The sequence below is a fragment of the Aquincola tertiaricarbonis genome, from assembly GCF_023573145.1.
GTDB lineage: Bacteria > Pseudomonadota > Gammaproteobacteria > Burkholderiales > Burkholderiaceae_C > Aquincola > Aquincola tertiaricarbonis_B.
The window spans coordinates 2,512,481-2,527,960 of the sequence record NZ_CP097635.1 but is presented as its reverse complement, the minus strand read 5'-3'; the positions used below and the strand labels follow the sequence as shown (position 1 = coordinate 2,527,960).

The following is a 15,480-nucleotide window of genomic DNA, read 5'->3' as shown; positions in this document are numbered from 1 at the left end:
TGATGCGGACGGCCAGAGGCGGCCAGGCGGGGCGGCGCGCCGCGGCCGTTTCAGTCGGCCTTGATGCCGCGCTCACGCACCAGCTGGCCCCAGGTGCGCGATTCGCTGGTGATGTAGTCGGCCAGCTGCTGGCGGGTGCCCGGGGCGGGGGTCAGGCCATGGTGGTCCAGCTCGGCCTTCACCTCGGGGTCGCGCAGGGCCTTGACCAGCTCCTGGTTCCAGCGCTCCAGCACCGGCACCGGCGTCTTGCCCGGCGCCATGAAGGCATACCAGTTGGTGGCGGCAAAGCCGGGGTAGCCCGATTCGGCCACCGTGGGCACCTTGGGCATGAACTCCGAGCGCTGCAGGCCGGTGGTGGCCAGCGGCACCAGCTTGCCCGATTCGATGTGCGGTGCCGCGGTGGCGGGCGTGGAGTAGTAGGCCGCCACGCGGCCCCCCAGCAGGTCCTGCAGCGCAGGCGCCCCGCCCTTGTACGGGATGTGCACCGTGTCGATGCCGGCGCGCTGGTTCAGCAGTTCGCCCGCCAGGTGAGAGGCGGAGCCCGCGCCGGTGGAAGCGAAGTCCAGCTTGCCCGGTTGCGCCTTCGCCCTGGCCACGAACTCGGCCAGCGTCTTCACGCCCACGCCCTGGTGCACCACCAGCACGTTGGGAAAGCTCACGCCCATGGTCAGCGGCGCCAGGTCCTTCTGCGGTTCGTAGCCCACCTTCATCAGGTGCGGCGCGATGGTCAGCGGGCCGATGGAGCCCAGCAGGATCACCGAGCCGTCCGGCTCGGCCTTGGCCACGAACTGGTGGGCGATGTTGCCGCCGGCCCCGGCCCGGTTGTCCACCACCACGGTCTGGCCGATGTTGGCCTGCAGCTTCTTGGCGATCATCCGCGCCGCCGCATCGGCCGCGCCACCGGCGGCAAAGCCCACCACCAGGGTGATCGGCTTCCTGGGCAGCTCCTGGGCATGGGCATGGCCCGCGGCCAGCGCCAGCGCCAAGGCCAGCAAGGGGAAGCAACGGCGGCGGGTGGTGAGGCTGGGGCGCATGGCGGTCTCCTGGCGGTGGCAGTTGGAATCAGTCATCGCCGAGCTGCAATCGGCTCGGCTGTCGCTTCTCGATCGCCCACTTCAGCAGGGCGGCGCTGCGGTAGATGCCGTGGGCGAACTTGCCGTAGGGCATGGTGGCGAACAGGGCCATCACCGCGCCCAGGTGCGCCGACAGCAGCAGTGCCAGCGCGGGCGTGCCCTTGAACAACATCAGCACCAGGCCGCTGGCGGCCGTGAGGAACAGCAGCGCGATGAAGCCACGGTCCATCGGCCGCTGCCGCAGGTCCTGCTGCAGCGCATGCCGGCGCAGGTTGAGCATGAAGAGCCCCGCGGTGCCCAGCACCAGCATCACGCCGCCGCTGGTGCCCAGCAGCTTGGGCAAGCTGGCATAGCCGTACGGCGCCTGCCAGCCCAGCAGGTAGTGGTACAGCGTGGCCACGCTGGTGGCCGCGAAGCACAGCATGAAGCCGTAGAACGTGAGGTGGTGGAAACGCCGCCTTGCCTGGGTGAAGCGGTCGTCCGCGTTGTTGCAGCCTTCGCCATGGCCGCCGTCCAGGTACTTGAGCCGCAGCACGTCGTGCGTGGCCTCGGCCACCGCCGCGCCGCTGGCCGGCCCCGGGCGCTCGCTGCGCCAAAAGCGGCGCACGCCGATGCCCAGGGCCAGCGCCGCGAACAGGAACACCGGCGCGAACAGCGCCACCATCAGGTTGTGCGGGAACACCGCATAGAAGTTGCCCTGCGGCGCGCCGCCCCACAGGCTGCCGTGCAGGCCGGCGGCCAGCATCATGAACAGCGCCAGCCCGCCGGCCAGTGCCAGCGCCAGCGTGAGGCCGTTGCGCTGGTACAGCCGGCCAAGCGCCGGTGGCCACGCAAACTCGGTGTAGGTGCCCAGCCGCACCTCGGCCATGGCGCGCGGCACGTTCACCGCGAATTCGTGCGGCGGCGCGTACTGGCAGGCATGCAGGCAGGCGCCGCAGTTGTGGCACAGGTTGGCCAGCAGGTTCACGTCCTGCTTGTGGAAGTCCAGCCGCCGCGTCATGGCCGGAAACACCGCGCAAAAGCCTTCGCAATAGCGGCAGGCATTGCAGATGGCCATCACGCGGGCCACCTCCTGCTCGCTGCCCGTCATCGGCTGGATCGGGATCACCCGCGGCGGCCGTGCCTCGGCCAGGTCGGTGGCTTCGCGCACCAGGGTGTCAAGCGGCGACATGGTCTTGCTCCAGGTGCGGGTGAGCGTGGCCGCAGGCGGCCGCGGCCTGCGTGCCCGCGATGCGACCGAAGGCGGTGCCGATGCTCATGCCCACGCCGGCGGTGTAGCCCTGGCCCAGCACGTTGCCGGCCATCATCTCGCCGGCCACGAACAGGTTGGGGCTGGGCCGCCCGCCAAAGCGCACGGCGGCGGTGTGGTCCACCTTCAGGCCCAGGTAGGTGAAGGTGACGCCCGGGCGCAGCGCATAACCGAAGAACGGCGGCGTGTCGATCGGCCGCGCCCAGTGGGTCTTGGCCGGGCTCAGGCCTTCGGTGCGGCAGTCGTCCAGCCGGGTGTGGTCGAAGCTGCCGGGCCGGCAGGCTGCGTTGTAGGCCTGCAGCGTGTGCATGAAGCGGGCCTCGTCCAGGCCCAGGCCGCGGGCCAGCGCGGGCAGGCTGTCGGCCCGCACGCCCGGAAACACCGGCGGCATGAAGCGGCCCACCGCCTTGGCGTCGATCACCGACCAGGCCACCTGCCCCGGTTGCTGCGCCACCAGACGGCCCCAGATGGCATAGCGCTTGGGCCAGAAGTCCTCGCCCTCGTCGTAGAAGCGCTCGGCCTCGCGGTTGAGCACCACGCCCAGCGACACGCAGTCGATGCGGGTGCAGATGCCGCCGTCGTACAGCGGCGCCCGCGCGTCGATGGCCACCATGTGGGCCTGCGTGGGGTCGCCGATGGTATCGGCGCCCGCGGCCATCATGAAGCGCAGCAGCGTGCCGGTGTTGAAGCGGGTGCCGCGGATCAGGAAGTTGTCGGCCGGGTGCTCGCCACGCGCATTGGTGCCCCAGGCTTCACGCAGCCAGTCGCGGTTGCTCTCGAAGCCACCGCAGGCCAGCACGCAGGCGCGCGCCGCAAAGCGCTGGCCGCCCGACCAGGCCGCCACGAAGCGGCCGTCCTGCAGCTCCAGCCGGTCCACCGGCGTGTCGTAGCGCACCTGCACGCCCAGCCGTTCGGCACTGCGGTAGTAGGCATTGACCAGCGCCTTGCCGCCGCCCATGAAAAACGCATTGGTGCGCGCGGTGTGCAACGCCCCCGACAGCGATGGCTGGAAGTGCACCCCGTGCCGGCGCATCCAGGGCCGGCAGGTGGCGCTGGCGCGGATCACCAGCCGGGCCAGCGCCTCGTCGGTGCGGCCGCCCGTCACCTTGAGCAGGTCCTGCCAGAACTCCTCTTCGGTGTAGGCCTCCACCAGCACGTCCTGCGGCGCATCGTGCATGCAGCGCAGGTTGCGCACATGCTGCGAGTTGCCGCCGCGCCATTCGCGCGGCGAGGCTTCGAGCAGCTGCACGCTGGCACCGGCTTCGCGCGCCATCAGCGCGGCGCACAGCGCGGCATTGCCGCCGCCGATGACGAGCACGTCGGGGATGTCCGGGGTCTGCGTTGAAGGCATGGGCGGCACTCTAGGAGCCGCCCTGCCCCGCCGCTAGACGGCCCGCGAGCAACAGGTGTTCACGCTTCGTGAAGGGTGACGCCAGGCCATTGCCCACCCTGCACCAGCGCCCGCGCCACATCGCGCAGCACCACCCGCGCCGCCAGCGCGGCCGGCGACAGCTCGTCTTCGGGCAGCGCGGCCAGGCGGTTGATGCGGCGGGCACCGCGGTCGGTGATCTCCGCGCGCACGATGTCGCTGCCCGCCAGCCGGGCGGTGGCGGCGCCGGGCTGGATGGTGGCGGCCAGGCCGGCGCACACCGCATCCATCAACACCGCCAGGCCGTCCACTTCCAGCACCAGGTTGGGCTGGCCGCGTGAGCGGCGGAAGGCCGCGTCCACCGTGGCACGCAGGCCGTGCCGGTGGCTGGGCAGCAGCAGCGGCAAGTGGCGCAGCTCGGCCAGCCGCACCCGCGCGGCGGTGGGCAGGCCCGTCAGGCCACGCAGGCCCAGCACGAAGAGACGCTCTTCCAGCAGCGGCACGCTGGCATGGCCACCGGACTCGCCAGCATCAAACAGCACCGCCAGGTCCAGCTGTCGGGCGGTGAGCATGCCGGCCAGATGGCCCGACAGGCTCTCGACCATGCGCAGCCGCACATCGGGGTAGCGCGCGCGCATGGCCTGCATGAAGGGCAGCGCCAGCACCGCCGAGGTGGAAGGCGCCAGCCCCACGCTCACATGGCCCGACAAGCGGGCCTGCTGCGCGGCCCGCACCGCATCGTCGGCATGGCGAAGCGCCAGCTGCGCCTGCTGGTAGAAGGCCATGCCTGCATCGGTGGCGCGAGCGCCGCGGGCGTCGCGCTGCAACAGCCGCGTGGCCAGCTCACCTTCCAGCCGGCTGATCTGCTGGCTGAGCGCCGAGGTCACCACGCCCATCTCCTGCGCGGCCCGCCCCATGCTGCCCAGTTCCACCACACGCACGAAGTAACGCAGCTGACGCAGTTCCAAAGCCCAGGCTCCTTGCCCACGCCGGCGGCGCGGTGCGCGCAGTATCCGGCTATAAACCGGCCCACAAGCGGCGCCCATGCCGTGCCGCCGCAGGAGACCTTGCATGCCGATCGCTTCCCGCGCCCTCCCCTTCGCGTTGCTGCTGCTGGCCGGCTGCGCCGGCACGCCGCCCACATCGCCCACATCGCCCACGCTCAGCGTGGCGGGCCTGTGGCGGGTGGACCAGGCCATGACCGAGCCGCTGATCGACCGCAGCCAGGCACGGCTGGACTTTCGGCCCGATGGCACGCTGGTGGGCCACACCAGCTGCAACAGCCTGAGTGCGTCCTACACCCTGCAAGGCGACCGCCTGGCCGTGGGCCCGGTGGTGACCACCCGACGCGCCTGCGGCCCGATGGCGATGGAGCAGGAAGACCGCATCCTCACCGCGCTGGAAGCGGCGCGCACCGCCCGTGTGCGGCCCGACGGCCTGCTGGAGCTGCGCAATGCCGAGGGCCGCGGCATGCTGCGCGGCACGCGCTTCATGGAAGGTGGATCGTAGGCGCCTGCAGCGCTGGCCCCCTCGCCTGAGCTCCCCCAAGAGAAGGAGGCCATCCCGCAGATGACCGCCTACCTTCTGGCCAACGGGGGCAGTCGTCATGAGTGGACAGGGGAACGCCGGGTTTGCCGGCTGGTCGGGCAACGGGCTGGTGGCCCTGCTGGTGCTGGCCACCGGGGCCTTCGTGCTCAACGAGGTGTCCTTGCAAAGCACCCGGCCCGCGGCCAATGAGCCGCGCACCGAGCAGCGCTACGAGCCGCAGGACGTGGACGCCCGCCTGTGGCAGGACCCCTTCGGCGCCGTGGCCCGACAGCGCGAGCAGGCGGCCCGCGTGATGAAACCGCAACAGCTGGCCGCCGAGGACGAGCGGCGCCGAAAGATCCTGGTCGGCGAGATCACGTGGCGGCTGAAGCCGGGCGGGAAGCAGGCGCTTCAACAGATCACGGTGCTGCCAGTGATGCTGCCGGGCGGCCCGTATGCCGAAGCGGTGGAAGGCCGGCGGCGGCTGCGCTATGCGGTGCTGTCGGGCCTGAACACGGGTGGGTTCGTCCCTTTCAACGGCGAGCACCTGGGCTACTTCAGCCCCGACGACAACAAGGCTGTGCCGCGCCACCTGCCGCAGACGGTGCCCTATGAATGGTTCGAACCGGCGCCGGACGGCACGCCCGCCTGCGACAAGTGCCGGGTGCTGGTGCTGTGGCTGGACGACGATGCCTTCAGCCTCAACCCCTTCGGCCGCATGAAGCGGCTGATGAGGGGCCTGGGCGCCGAAGCGCTGCGCGACCGCCTGCGCTGGCAGGTCGTCGGCCCGGTGAGCTCCGGCGGTTTGCGTGCGATGGTCGAAGAAGCGGCCAGCGAGGGCTTTGACCGCGCCATGTTCAAGGGACTGGATATCGAGTTCCTGTCGCCGATGGCCACGGTGGCCGACCGGCTGCTGCTGGCGCCGCACAACGCGCCCACGGGCATGACGCTGGCGGCCTTCATGCAGGCGCGTGGCATCCGCCTGCTGCGCACCAGCGGTGATGACACGCGGCTGGCGCGAGCGCTGGTCGATGAGCTGAGCCTGCGCGGCCTGCGGCCCGCCAGCACACCACCGGACATCACCGGCGAGGCACTGCAGGCCTACCGCCGCAAGCTGTGCTCGCTCACGGCGCCCACGCAGCCCGACGCGCCGCAGCACATCGCCGTGGTGGCCGAGTGGGACACGCTCTACGGCCGCAGCCTGCGCCGGCAATTCATGATGGATGGGCAAGGCCCCGGCTTTTGCGTGCAGCGCTTCAGCTACGTGCGTGGGCTGGACGGCCAGCTGCCCGAGCGCAGCGGCGCGCAGGCCGAAGGTGGCGCACCACGTTCGGCGGCCGACAAGGAAGAGCGCCGCAAGGACGTGAGCTTCATCGAGCGGGCCGAGGGCCAGAGCCAGTTCGACTACCTGCGCCGGCTGGCGGCGCGGCTGCATGAGCGTGATGCGGCGCTGCGCGCGGCCGGTGCGGACGGCATACGCGCCATCGGTGTGCTGGGCAACGACGTGCACGACAAGCTGTTGCTGCTGAAGGCGCTGCAGCCGGAGTTTCCGAATGCGGTGTTCTTCACCACCGACCTGGATGCACGCCTGCTGCACCCCAGCGAGCAGGCCTGGGCGCGCAACCTGATCGTGGCTTCCAACTTCGGCCTGCAGCTGGCCGACCGCCTGCAGGCCGGCACGCCGCCCTTTCGCGACACCTACCAGACGGCCGTGTTCTTCACCACCCGGCTGGCCCTGACGCGGGCCACCACGCCCGCCCGACCACTGACCGAACCCGCGCAGCTGCAGGCGCGCATCGACGGCTGGCTGCAACCGCCGCGCCTGTTCGAGATCGGCCGCACCCAGGCCTTCGACTTCCAGCTGGCGGCGGAGCCGGCGCCGCCGGCACCGGCCGCACCCGGGGCCGACGCCGACTGCCGCACCCAGTTGCTGACCTGCGACCAGATCCATCCGCCCCACAGCCAACCGCACCCGCCCACCAGGCCGGCCGTGCTCGCCCTGCTGTTCAGCGCGCTGCTGGCGGCCGTCTGGATGCCGGCGGTGGCCGTCAGCCGCGCGCTGCGCAGGCGGCTGCGCCGCGGGCTGCTGGTGGCGGGCCGCTCCGCCTGGCACCGACGCGCCCTCTTGCTGGCGGCGCTGCTGCTGCTGCACGTGGCCCTCCCCTGGGCGGCGGCGCGGCAATGGCCGGCCTTCGCCGACTGGCTCACGGCCAACGGCAAGCCGATGAGCCTGACCGAAGGCATCAGCCTGTGGCCCACGCAGGCCATCCACGTGTTCACGCTGCTGCTGTGCCTGCACCTGCTGTTCCGCGGCTGGACTTCGCTGTCGCGCAACCTCGACGACATCGCGCTGGCGCTGCACCTGGGCAAGACGCGGCGGCGCCTGCATGCGGAGCTGGCACAGGAAGAAGCCGGGCTCGGCCCCCTGCAGCGCCTGGCGCGGCTCTTCGACCCCCACGCCACCTACACGGTCAACGGCAGCCGCATCGACCCGGCGATGACGCCGGGCGCCGAGGTGTTCTGGAAGCGCTACATCGCCCAGAACCGCATGCCGGCGCGGCTGCTGCGCACCAGCGTGTGCACCGTGCTGCTGGTGGGCCTGGGCCTGCTGCTGCGCTGGCTGCTGGTTCAAGACCCTGGCATTCCGGTGCGCGGTGCGCTGTCGGCCCAGGTGCACTTCTGGCTGGCCTTGACCGCCGTCGTGGCCATGACCTTCCTGGTCTTCGGCGTGGTGGACGCCACCTGGTTCTGCGTGCGCTTCGTGCAGCAGCTGCGGCTGCATGGCGCCAACTGGCCGCAGCGCACACTCAACCACTTCCGTGCGCAGATGGGGCCGCTGCCGCCGCGGCTGCTGGACCACTGGATCGACCTGCAGTTCGCCGCCCGGCGCACGCGGGTGGTCACGCGGCTGATCTACTACCCCTTCATCGTGCTGTCGCTGCTGCTGGTGGCGCGCCACCGCGCCTTCGACGACTGGGAGCTGCCGTGGCTGCTGATCGGCATGGGCCTGCTGAGCCTGGCCATCGTGCTGGCCTGCGCGGTGGCGCTGCGCCGCTCGGTCGAGCAGTCGCGGCAGGCGGCGCTGCGCGAGGTGGACCATGCCCTGCTGCGGGTGGCCGCGCCCCAGGCCGCGGAGCCCCTGGCCACGCCGCAGCTGCAGTGGCTGCGGCGCGAGATCGACGCGCTGCGCGAAGGTGCCTTCGCGCCGTTCTCGCAGCAGCCGTTGCTCAAGGCCGTGCTGCTGCCCTTTGCCACGCTGGGCGGCACGGCGGTGCTGGACTACCTGGCGATGGCCAACCTCTAGGCACCCAGCGCCGGGTCGCTGACCGTGTGCCGGCCCGTTTCCACCCGGCCGGCCAAGCGGCGCAGGTACTCCGGATGGCCGCTGACACGGGCGCTGAGGTCGTACCAGTGGCCATTGCCCGCCACCGGCAGCCGCAGCGTGGTTTCACTGCGCGGGGCCAGCGTGTGGCTGCTGCTGTAGGCCGCATAAGCGTTGGACTGCAGCGTGAGGCTGCATGGGCCCGAGCCGGCGTTGGACAGCAGCAGCACCAGCTCGCCGGTGCGGCCGTCGCAACGCACCTGCACCTCGGGCCGCGGCTGCGCCGCCGACACCGCGCGGTAGGCGCTGCCACCGAAGTGCCGGTGGTAGCCATTGGGGCCCAGCACCCACAGGTCGTACAGGCCGCCACCCGCAGGCACCCAGGTGTCTTCCAGGCGCTTGCCCGCTTCCACCATGTAGCGGCGCGGCAGCGCGGCCAGGTTGAGCCGGTCGTACACATGGAACACCGCCGCCTGGCGCCCGGTGTTGATGAAGCTCAGCTGCACCCGCGTGTTGGCGATGCTGCCGGCGCCGGGCAGCACCTGGCAGGTGGTGGCCAGCTCATAGGGCAGCGCGCGTGAAGGCCGGGTGCCGGCCGCTTGCAAGGGCAACTGCTGTTGCACCGGCGGGCGGATCTGCTGCAGCCGCTCCTGCTGGCGGCGCAGCGCATCGGCATCGGCCTTGCTGCGGCGGCCTTCCAGCACCGGCAGCACTTCGGTGTTGGGCGTGGCGAAGTTGAAGGCGCTGGTCAGGTCGCCGCACACCGCGCGGCGGAAGGGGCTGATGTTGGGCTCCATCACGCCGAAGCGCGCCTCCAGGAAGCGCAGCACCGAGGTGTGGTCGAACACCTGCGAGTTGACCCAGCCTCCGCGGCTCCAGGGCGAGATGACGAAGAGGGGCACCCGAGGGCCCGGGCCGTACACGCGGCCGTCGGGCGCCGGCTGGCTGCGGCTGCCGGCCGGCTTGGGATGGGTGAAGTACTCCGGTGCCATCTCCGCCGCGCCCAGCGTGGTCTTGCCGGCGAAACCGCCCTTCCCGTCGGGCGAAGGGGCCGAAGGCGAAGGCACGTGGTCGAAGTAACCGTCGTTCTCGTCGAAGTTGACGATCAGCACCGTCTTGCTCCACACCTCGGGCACGGCGGTGAGCGCGTCCAGCACCTCCTGCAGGAACCAGGCGCCCTGCACCGGGCTGGAAGGGCCAGGATGCTCGCAGTAGATCGACGGCGCATTCATCCACGAGACGGCCGGCAGCCGGCCTTCGCGGATGTCGCGGCGGAAGGCGTCGAGGTAGTTCTCGGGGCTGGTGCCGGGCAGCGTGTTGGCCACACCCTTGTACAGCGGGTTGTTCGCGTTGTCGGTGGCGGGGTCGTAGGCGTGGTACGGCAGGGCCTGGCCGGTGTTGGTGTACGGCCGGCCCGGCGAGCCGCCGCTGGACACCGGATAGCCCGAGGCGATGTTGGCCCGCTTGAACTGCCGGAAGGCGCCCAGCATGTTGTCGCCCCACTCGTCGGGCATGTTCTGGTAGCTGATCCAGCTCACGCCGGCCTGCTCCAGCCGCTCGGCATAGGTGGTCCAGGTGTAGCCGGTGTCCACGCCGCCGGGCAGGCCGTCGATGGCGTCCCACTCGTTGGTGACGAAGGCGGTGCCGGTGGGCACGGCGCCGTTGGTGCCGGTGAGGAAGAACGAGCGGTTGGCGTCGGTGCCCGTGTGCATCGAGCAGTGGTACGCATCGCAGATCGTGAAGGCATTGGCCAGCGCGAACTGGAACGGGATCTCGGCCTGCTCGAAGTAGCCCATAGAGATCTGGTTCTTGTAGCGCGGCCACTGGTCCATGCGGCCGTGGTCCCAGGCCTGCTGGCTGTCGTTCCAGTCGTGCGGCGTGCCATTGGCCCGCTGCGCATTGCCCACCGAGCCATCGAGGTGGAAGGGCAGGATCACCTGGCCCGACGCATTGCGCTGCTGCCACACGTTGCGGCCATCGGGCAGCGGAATGGGAAAGCGATCGCCGAAGCCACGCACGCCGGCCAGGGTGCCGAAGTAGTGGTCGAAGGCCCGGTTCTCCTGCATCAGGATCACGACGTGCTGCACGTCCTGGATGGTGCCGGTGGCGTTGTGCGCCGGAATGGCCAGCGCCCGCTGGATGGAAGGCGGGAACGCGCCCACGGCCGCAGCCGCCAGGCCCGCCTGCGCACCGCCGCGCAGGAAGCTGCGTCGTGTGGTCATGGTGTGAAAGAGAGGAACTGCAAGGCCGCGCAGGCTAGGCCCGGGGCGTGACAGGGGCGTGAAGCAGGCGCGGGTACTGATGCGGTACTTGCCCGCGCGGGTGCCTCGGGCGGCACGCTGCGCGCCACGGCCAGCACCTGCATGCCGGCCTGCTGCAGCGCCTGCACCACGGCGGCGCCCACCCCTTTGGTGCCACCAGTGACCAACGCACGGCCCCTTTGCAATTGAAGGTCGAAACTCATGCCGTGATCTCCAGCGCAGCCACCAGGCCGTCGTCAAGGCGGAAGTGGTAGCGCAGGTCCACAGGGCTGCCCGGGAAGTTGCCGGTGACGTGGCTGCGCACGCACCAGGCGTGCTCTTCTCCCCGCCCTTCTTCCACCACCGAGAAGGGCTGCACCTGGTACTCGAAGGCGCGAGAAGCGGCCTGCTTCCAGGCCGTGATGGCGGCACGGCCGTGGTGCTGGCGGCCTTCATCGGTGACGACGGCCTGCGGGGTGAAGCACAGGGCCACCGCCTCCGGACCCTGGCGGTCGGCCTCGAAGTAGGCGGCAATGGGCGCGGGCAGCGCGACGGTGTTGCTCATCATCGGATCTCCTGACGGGTTGTGGAGCCGCCAGGATGCGCGCGCCGGACTGCTGAGTGAATCCTCTAGACTCCGAATGGGTTATGTAGCGGAATCAACATAATGCGCGGGTCCGAGTTTGCAGAGCTGAAGGCCTTCGCGGCCGTGGCCGATCGATCGAGCTTTGCCCGCGCGGCGGAGCACCTGGGCCTGTCGCCTTCGGCCCTGAGCCAGACCATCCGCCAGCTGGAGGCCCGCCTGGGCGTGCGCCTGCTCAACCGCACCACACGCAGCGTGTCCACCACCGAAGCGGGCGCGCGGCTGCACCAGCGCATCGCCCCACTCTTCGCGGACCTGGACGACGCCGTGGCCGAGGCCGGCGCGGTGGCGGGCCAGCCGGTGGGCACGCTGCGCATCAACACGCTGGGCATGGCCGCGCGGCAGTTCATCGCGCCACGGCTGGGCCGCTTTCACCGCGCGCATCCGGGCGTGGTGCTGGACATCGTGGTGGACGACGCGCTGAGCGACATCGTAGAGGGCAGATTCGATGCCGGCATCCGGGCGGGCGGGCGCATCGAGAAGGACATGATCGCCGTGCGGCTGACGCCCGACGTGCGGATGAAGATCGTTTCTGCACCCGACTACCTGGCCCGGCACGGAGCGCCGACCACGCCGGCCGACCTGGCCCACCATGCCTGCATCAACTGGCGGCTGCAGCAGGACGGCCGCGTGTACCGCTGGGAACTGCACAAGCGCGGCAAGCGGCTGGAAGTGGCCACCGAAGGCCCGCTGGTGACCAACGACGCCAGCCTGGGGGTGGCCGCCGCGCTGCAAGGCCTGGGCTTGCTGTACGCCTTCGACCACGCGCAGGTGGACGAGGCCTTGGCCGCGGGCCGCCTGGTGCCGGTGATGGCCGACTGGACCGTCACCAAGCCGGGCCTGTTCCTCTACTACGCCAGCCGCCGCCATCCGTCGGCCGCGTTGATGGCGTTCGTGGACTGTCTGCGGGATCGGGATCTGCAGGTTTGAGGGGCCAGGGTCGGGCAGACCTGGCCAGGCAGGACCTTCGTCGCGGCAGCTGCTCGAGGTGGCACTTGTATAATTCCGCCTGACGACGGCGCGCTGCACACCTGGCGCGCCACCTCCAGACGGACGACTTTGGCGCCGTCACCTTTTGGCTTGCCGAGCAGCAGCCAACCGAGCCACCATGCTCACGCAGGCTCCCCGCCTGCGATTTCTGATTGACCACGATTTCAAGCAAAGCCATTTCCATGGGCCAGTACGTCGTTTCGCCCACGACACGCTCGACCGACTGCGGCCGCTTCAGCGCCTCCTTCTCGGTCCAACGCTCCAAGGGCGAAGGCAGCTACTGCCGTGTGTTCAGGTCGAACACGACGTTCTCGTCGCGCAATGCGGCCCAACTGTTCGCCGTCACGCAAGGCTGGCTGCAAACCTGCATGCCGAACCCCCCGTCGTGCTGACGACTGCTCGCTGCAGCAGTTCTCCAACCGAGTTGACCTCGCGGACTTCCCGTCCGCACGCACGCATCGCGATGGATGCGCCCTGACTCAATGAAAGGCTCATCATGAGCACCAAGATCTTCGTGGGTAACCTGCCCTTTTCCGTCACCGACGCCAGCCTCAGAAGCAACTTCGGCGAGTTCGGCAAAGTGTTGTCGGCCAAGGTCATGATGGACCGCGACACCAACAAGTCCAAAGGCTTCGGTTTTGTCGAGATGGCAGCGGCCGAGCTTGCCCAGGCCGCGATCGACGGTTTGAACGGCATGTCGGTCGACGGTCGCACCATCAGCGTGAGCTTGGCGCGTCCCCGTGAAGACCGCGCCGCCCCGGGTGGCTACGGTGCCCAAGGCTACCGCGCCTCCCATCGCTCGGACGTCGGCTATGGAACGGACGGCTTCGGTGGCCGCGGCTGACCGCAGTCTCCTCTCCATCCTGAAGAACCGTCTCTGTGAGGCGGTTTTTTTTCGCTCCTCGCAGGCGTATCGCGCCCCGCATCCAATTAGTCATTACTGACAATTACCGTCACCCAACAACAATTCAAGTCACTTAATTCCACGCCGATAGAACTCCCAGCCCGCTCTTGCGGGACCCATCGTTTCATCCGTTGTTGGAGTTGTTCATGATCCGTCGTGCCCTTGTTTCCTTGCTGGCCGCGCTGGCGGTGCTGCCGGTTGCCTTGCCTGCCCATGCCAACGAATTCAGCGAGCTGCGAGGTCAGTTGAGTGCAGCGCGTGAGTCACTGGTGACGATGCTCACCAACAAGGACAAGCGCGGCGCCGATCAGCAGAAGCTGGTCAAGGACACGGCCGATGCGGTGAGCGCCAAGCTGGCGAAGATGAAGGCACCGGCCGGCAAGGAGGCACAGTTCAAGGAATTGAACGAGACCTGGGCCGCCTTCAAGAAGACGCGTGAAGTGGACCTGGTGCCCGCCATCCTGGCCGGCCGTGAGGACGAGGCCCGCAAGCTGGCGGGCGGCATCCAGCGTGAGCGCATCACGCGTTGCCAGGAGCTGGTCAGCGAGCTGGGCGGCTGAGCCGCATCACCGGTCACCACCTCAAGGTTGTACCGTGTTGTCGCTCAAACGTTTCTCCATCGGCGTGCGCGTGTGGCTGGCGCTGGGGCTGTGCGCGCTGGCCATGCTGGCCGCACTCGGCACCTCGGGCGGTGCGCTGTGGCAGGTGAGCCGGGCCACCCAGGTGGCTGCGCAGGAGCGCAGCCTGATGGAGCTGGCCCGCACCGTTCAGCAACTGGCCAAGCAAAGCGCAGTCGACAGCCTGCAGGCGCTGGTCTCACCCAGCGCCACGCAGCAAAAGCAGCTGATGCAGGGCATCGAAGCGCGCAATGCGCGCATCGTCGATGGCCTGGCGCAGCTGCAGCGTGAGCTGGCCAGCCACCATCCCGACACGGCTGCATTGGCCGAAGAGGTGATCAAGCGCCAGAAGACCTATGCCGCCGGTGTGCAGCGCATCGGCCGCATGCTGATGGAAGGCAAGCAGGCCGAAGCTTCGTTCGCCGCCGACGAGGAGATGACGCCAATGATGGCGCCCTTCTTCGCGGCACTGGACAAGCTGGCGGACCGGTTGAACACCAACCTCTCTGAAAGTGAAGCCACGGTGCTGGGCCTGCTGGCCCGCATGGGCTGGGTGATGGCGGCAGCCGCGCTGGTGGCGCTGGGTTTCACCGTCTGGGTGGCGGTGTGGCTGGTGCGTAGCATGACGCGGCCGCTGCGCGAAGCGCAGCACCTGGCGCGCCGCATCGGTGAAGGCGACCTGTCGGTGCGGGCGCGGGCCGACGGGGGTGACGAGGTCTCGGCGCTGCTGGGCACGCTCAACACCACCTGCGCCACGCTGGGCCAGGTGATCGGCGACGTGCGCCGCGGCGCCGACGAAGTGGCCCGCGCCACGGCGGAGATCGCCAGCGGCAACCTCGACCTGTCGTCACGCACCGAGCGGCAGGCCTCGGCGCTGCAGGAAACGGCAGCGTCGATGGAGGAGCTGGGCTCCACCGTGCGCCAGACCTCGGACCATGCCCACCAGGCCGACGACCTGGCGCATGGCGCCCAGGCCGCCGCGATGGGCGGGCACGAGGCGGTGAACGAAGTGGTGCAGACGATGCACGGCATCCAGGACTCTTCGCGCCGCATCGTGGACATCATCGGCACCATCGACGGCATCGCGTTCCAGACCAACATCCTGGCGCTCAATGCCGCGGTGGAGGCGGCGCGGGCCGGCGAGCAGGGCCGCGGCTTTGCGGTGGTGGCCGGTGAAGTGCGGGGCCTGGCCCAGCGCAGCGCCGACGCAGCCCGCCAGATCAAGGAGCTGATACAGGCCAGCGCCGAGCGCGTGGAGTCGGGCACGGCCAAGGCCGACCGGGCCGGCGCGGCGATGCAGGAGATCGTGGAGGCGATCCGCCGCGTGAGCCACATCGTCAGCGAGATCAGCGTGGCCAACCGCGACCAGAGCGGTGGCGTGGCCCAGGTGGGCCAGGCCGTCACCCTGATCGACGAGGCCACGCAGCAGAACGCGGCGCTGGTGGAGCAAAGCGCCGCCGCCGCCGAACGGCTGCGCCAGCAGGCGCAGCAGCTGGCGCAGTCGGTGGCCGGCTTCCGGGTGGAAGCCGTGGCCGCCGGAGCCTGA

The 15,480-nt window shown here is 70.0% G+C and carries 14 protein-coding genes; 7 read left to right on the top strand and 7 right to left on the bottom strand.

Annotated elements, in window-relative coordinates:
* Nucleotides 1–50: 50 nt before the first annotated feature.
* From MW290_RS11590 to MW290_RS11575, 4 genes are read right to left on the bottom strand one after another with little or no spacing between them, the layout of a single operon-like run.
* Entirely contained in the window at nt 51–1,034 is a 984-nt protein-coding gene (locus MW290_RS11590; RefSeq protein ID WP_250194806.1) for a Bug family tripartite tricarboxylate transporter substrate binding protein, read from the bottom strand.
* A 28-nt stretch (nt 1,035–1,062) separates the two neighbouring features.
* Nucleotides 1,063–2,244 (bottom strand): tricarballylate utilization 4Fe-4S protein TcuB, encoded by a 1,182-nt coding sequence (gene tcuB / locus MW290_RS11585; RefSeq protein WP_250194805.1) that lies wholly within the window; start codon nt 2,242–2,244, stop codon nt 1,063–1,065.
* A complete protein-coding gene (gene tcuA / locus MW290_RS11580; protein WP_310740078.1) occupies nt 2,231–3,673 on the bottom strand; it encodes an FAD-dependent tricarballylate dehydrogenase TcuA in 1,443 nt (480 codons plus the stop codon). Before tcuA ends, tcuB begins: the two co-directional genes overlap by 14 nt.
* 59 nt (nt 3,674–3,732) lie before the next feature.
* Nucleotides 3,733–4,659, bottom strand: a complete 927-nt coding sequence (locus MW290_RS11575) for a LysR family transcriptional regulator (protein WP_250194804.1) — start codon at nt 4,657–4,659, stop codon at nt 3,733–3,735.
* A gap of 103 nt (nt 4,660–4,762) precedes the next feature.
* Between MW290_RS11575 and MW290_RS11570 the strand changes: the two genes are divergently transcribed.
* Both MW290_RS11570 and MW290_RS11565 read left to right on the top strand, forming a co-directional pair.
* A complete protein-coding gene (locus MW290_RS11570; protein ID WP_250194803.1) occupies nt 4,763–5,200 on the top strand; it encodes an META domain-containing protein in 438 nt (145 codons plus the stop codon).
* A gap of 97 nt (nt 5,201–5,297) precedes the next feature.
* Entirely contained in the window at nt 5,298–8,522 is a 3,225-nt protein-coding gene (locus tag MW290_RS11565; protein ID WP_250194802.1) for a hypothetical protein, read from the top strand.
* On the opposite strand, the gene MW290_RS11560 is transcribed toward MW290_RS11565, so the two are convergent.
* The 3 genes from MW290_RS11560 to MW290_RS11550 are packed head-to-tail and all read right to left on the bottom strand — an operon-like array spanning nt 8,519 to nt 11,345.
* A complete protein-coding gene (locus tag MW290_RS11560) occupies nt 8,519–10,762 on the bottom strand; it encodes a phosphocholine-specific phospholipase C (protein ID WP_250194801.1) in 2,244 nt (747 codons plus the stop codon). The two genes, MW290_RS11565 and MW290_RS11560, sit on opposite strands and share 4 nt — an antisense overlap.
* Nucleotides 10,759–11,004 (bottom strand): hypothetical protein, encoded by a 246-nt coding sequence (locus MW290_RS33280; protein ID WP_375142750.1) that lies wholly within the window; start codon nt 11,002–11,004, stop codon nt 10,759–10,761. Before MW290_RS33280 ends, MW290_RS11560 begins: the two co-directional genes overlap by 4 nt.
* Nucleotides 11,001–11,345, bottom strand: coding sequence for a nuclear transport factor 2 family protein (locus tag MW290_RS11550; protein ID WP_250194800.1), 345 nt, complete (start codon nt 11,343–11,345; stop codon nt 11,001–11,003). The genes MW290_RS33280 and MW290_RS11550 overlap by 4 nt, the downstream gene beginning before the upstream one ends.
* A gap of 102 nt (nt 11,346–11,447) precedes the next feature.
* On the opposite strand from MW290_RS11550, the gene MW290_RS11545 reads away from it, so the two are divergent.
* The 5 genes from MW290_RS11545 (at nt 11,448) to MW290_RS11525 (ending at nt 15,480) form a co-directional block, all read left to right on the top strand.
* Nucleotides 11,448–12,353 (top strand): LysR family transcriptional regulator, encoded by a 906-nt coding sequence (locus MW290_RS11545; protein WP_250194799.1) that lies wholly within the window; start codon nt 11,448–11,450, stop codon nt 12,351–12,353.
* A gap of 242 nt (nt 12,354–12,595) precedes the next feature.
* Complete coding sequence (locus MW290_RS11540; protein ID WP_250196661.1) at nt 12,596–12,805, top strand: hypothetical protein; 210 nt, start codon at nt 12,596–12,598, stop codon at nt 12,803–12,805.
* 104 nt (nt 12,806–12,909) lie between these two features.
* Nucleotides 12,910–13,257: an RNA-binding regulator gene (rbp, locus tag MW290_RS11535; RefSeq protein ID WP_250194798.1), complete on the top strand. Its 348-nt coding sequence runs from the start codon at nt 12,910–12,912 to the stop codon at nt 13,255–13,257.
* Nucleotides 13,258–13,463: 206 nt separating this feature from the next.
* Entirely contained in the window at nt 13,464–13,877 is a 414-nt protein-coding gene (locus MW290_RS11530) for a hypothetical protein (protein ID WP_250194797.1), read from the top strand.
* 37 nt (nt 13,878–13,914) lie between these two features.
* On the top strand, nt 13,915–15,480 hold the full coding sequence (locus tag MW290_RS11525) for a methyl-accepting chemotaxis protein (RefSeq protein ID WP_250194796.1): 1,566 nt from the start codon (nt 13,915–13,917) through the stop codon (nt 15,478–15,480).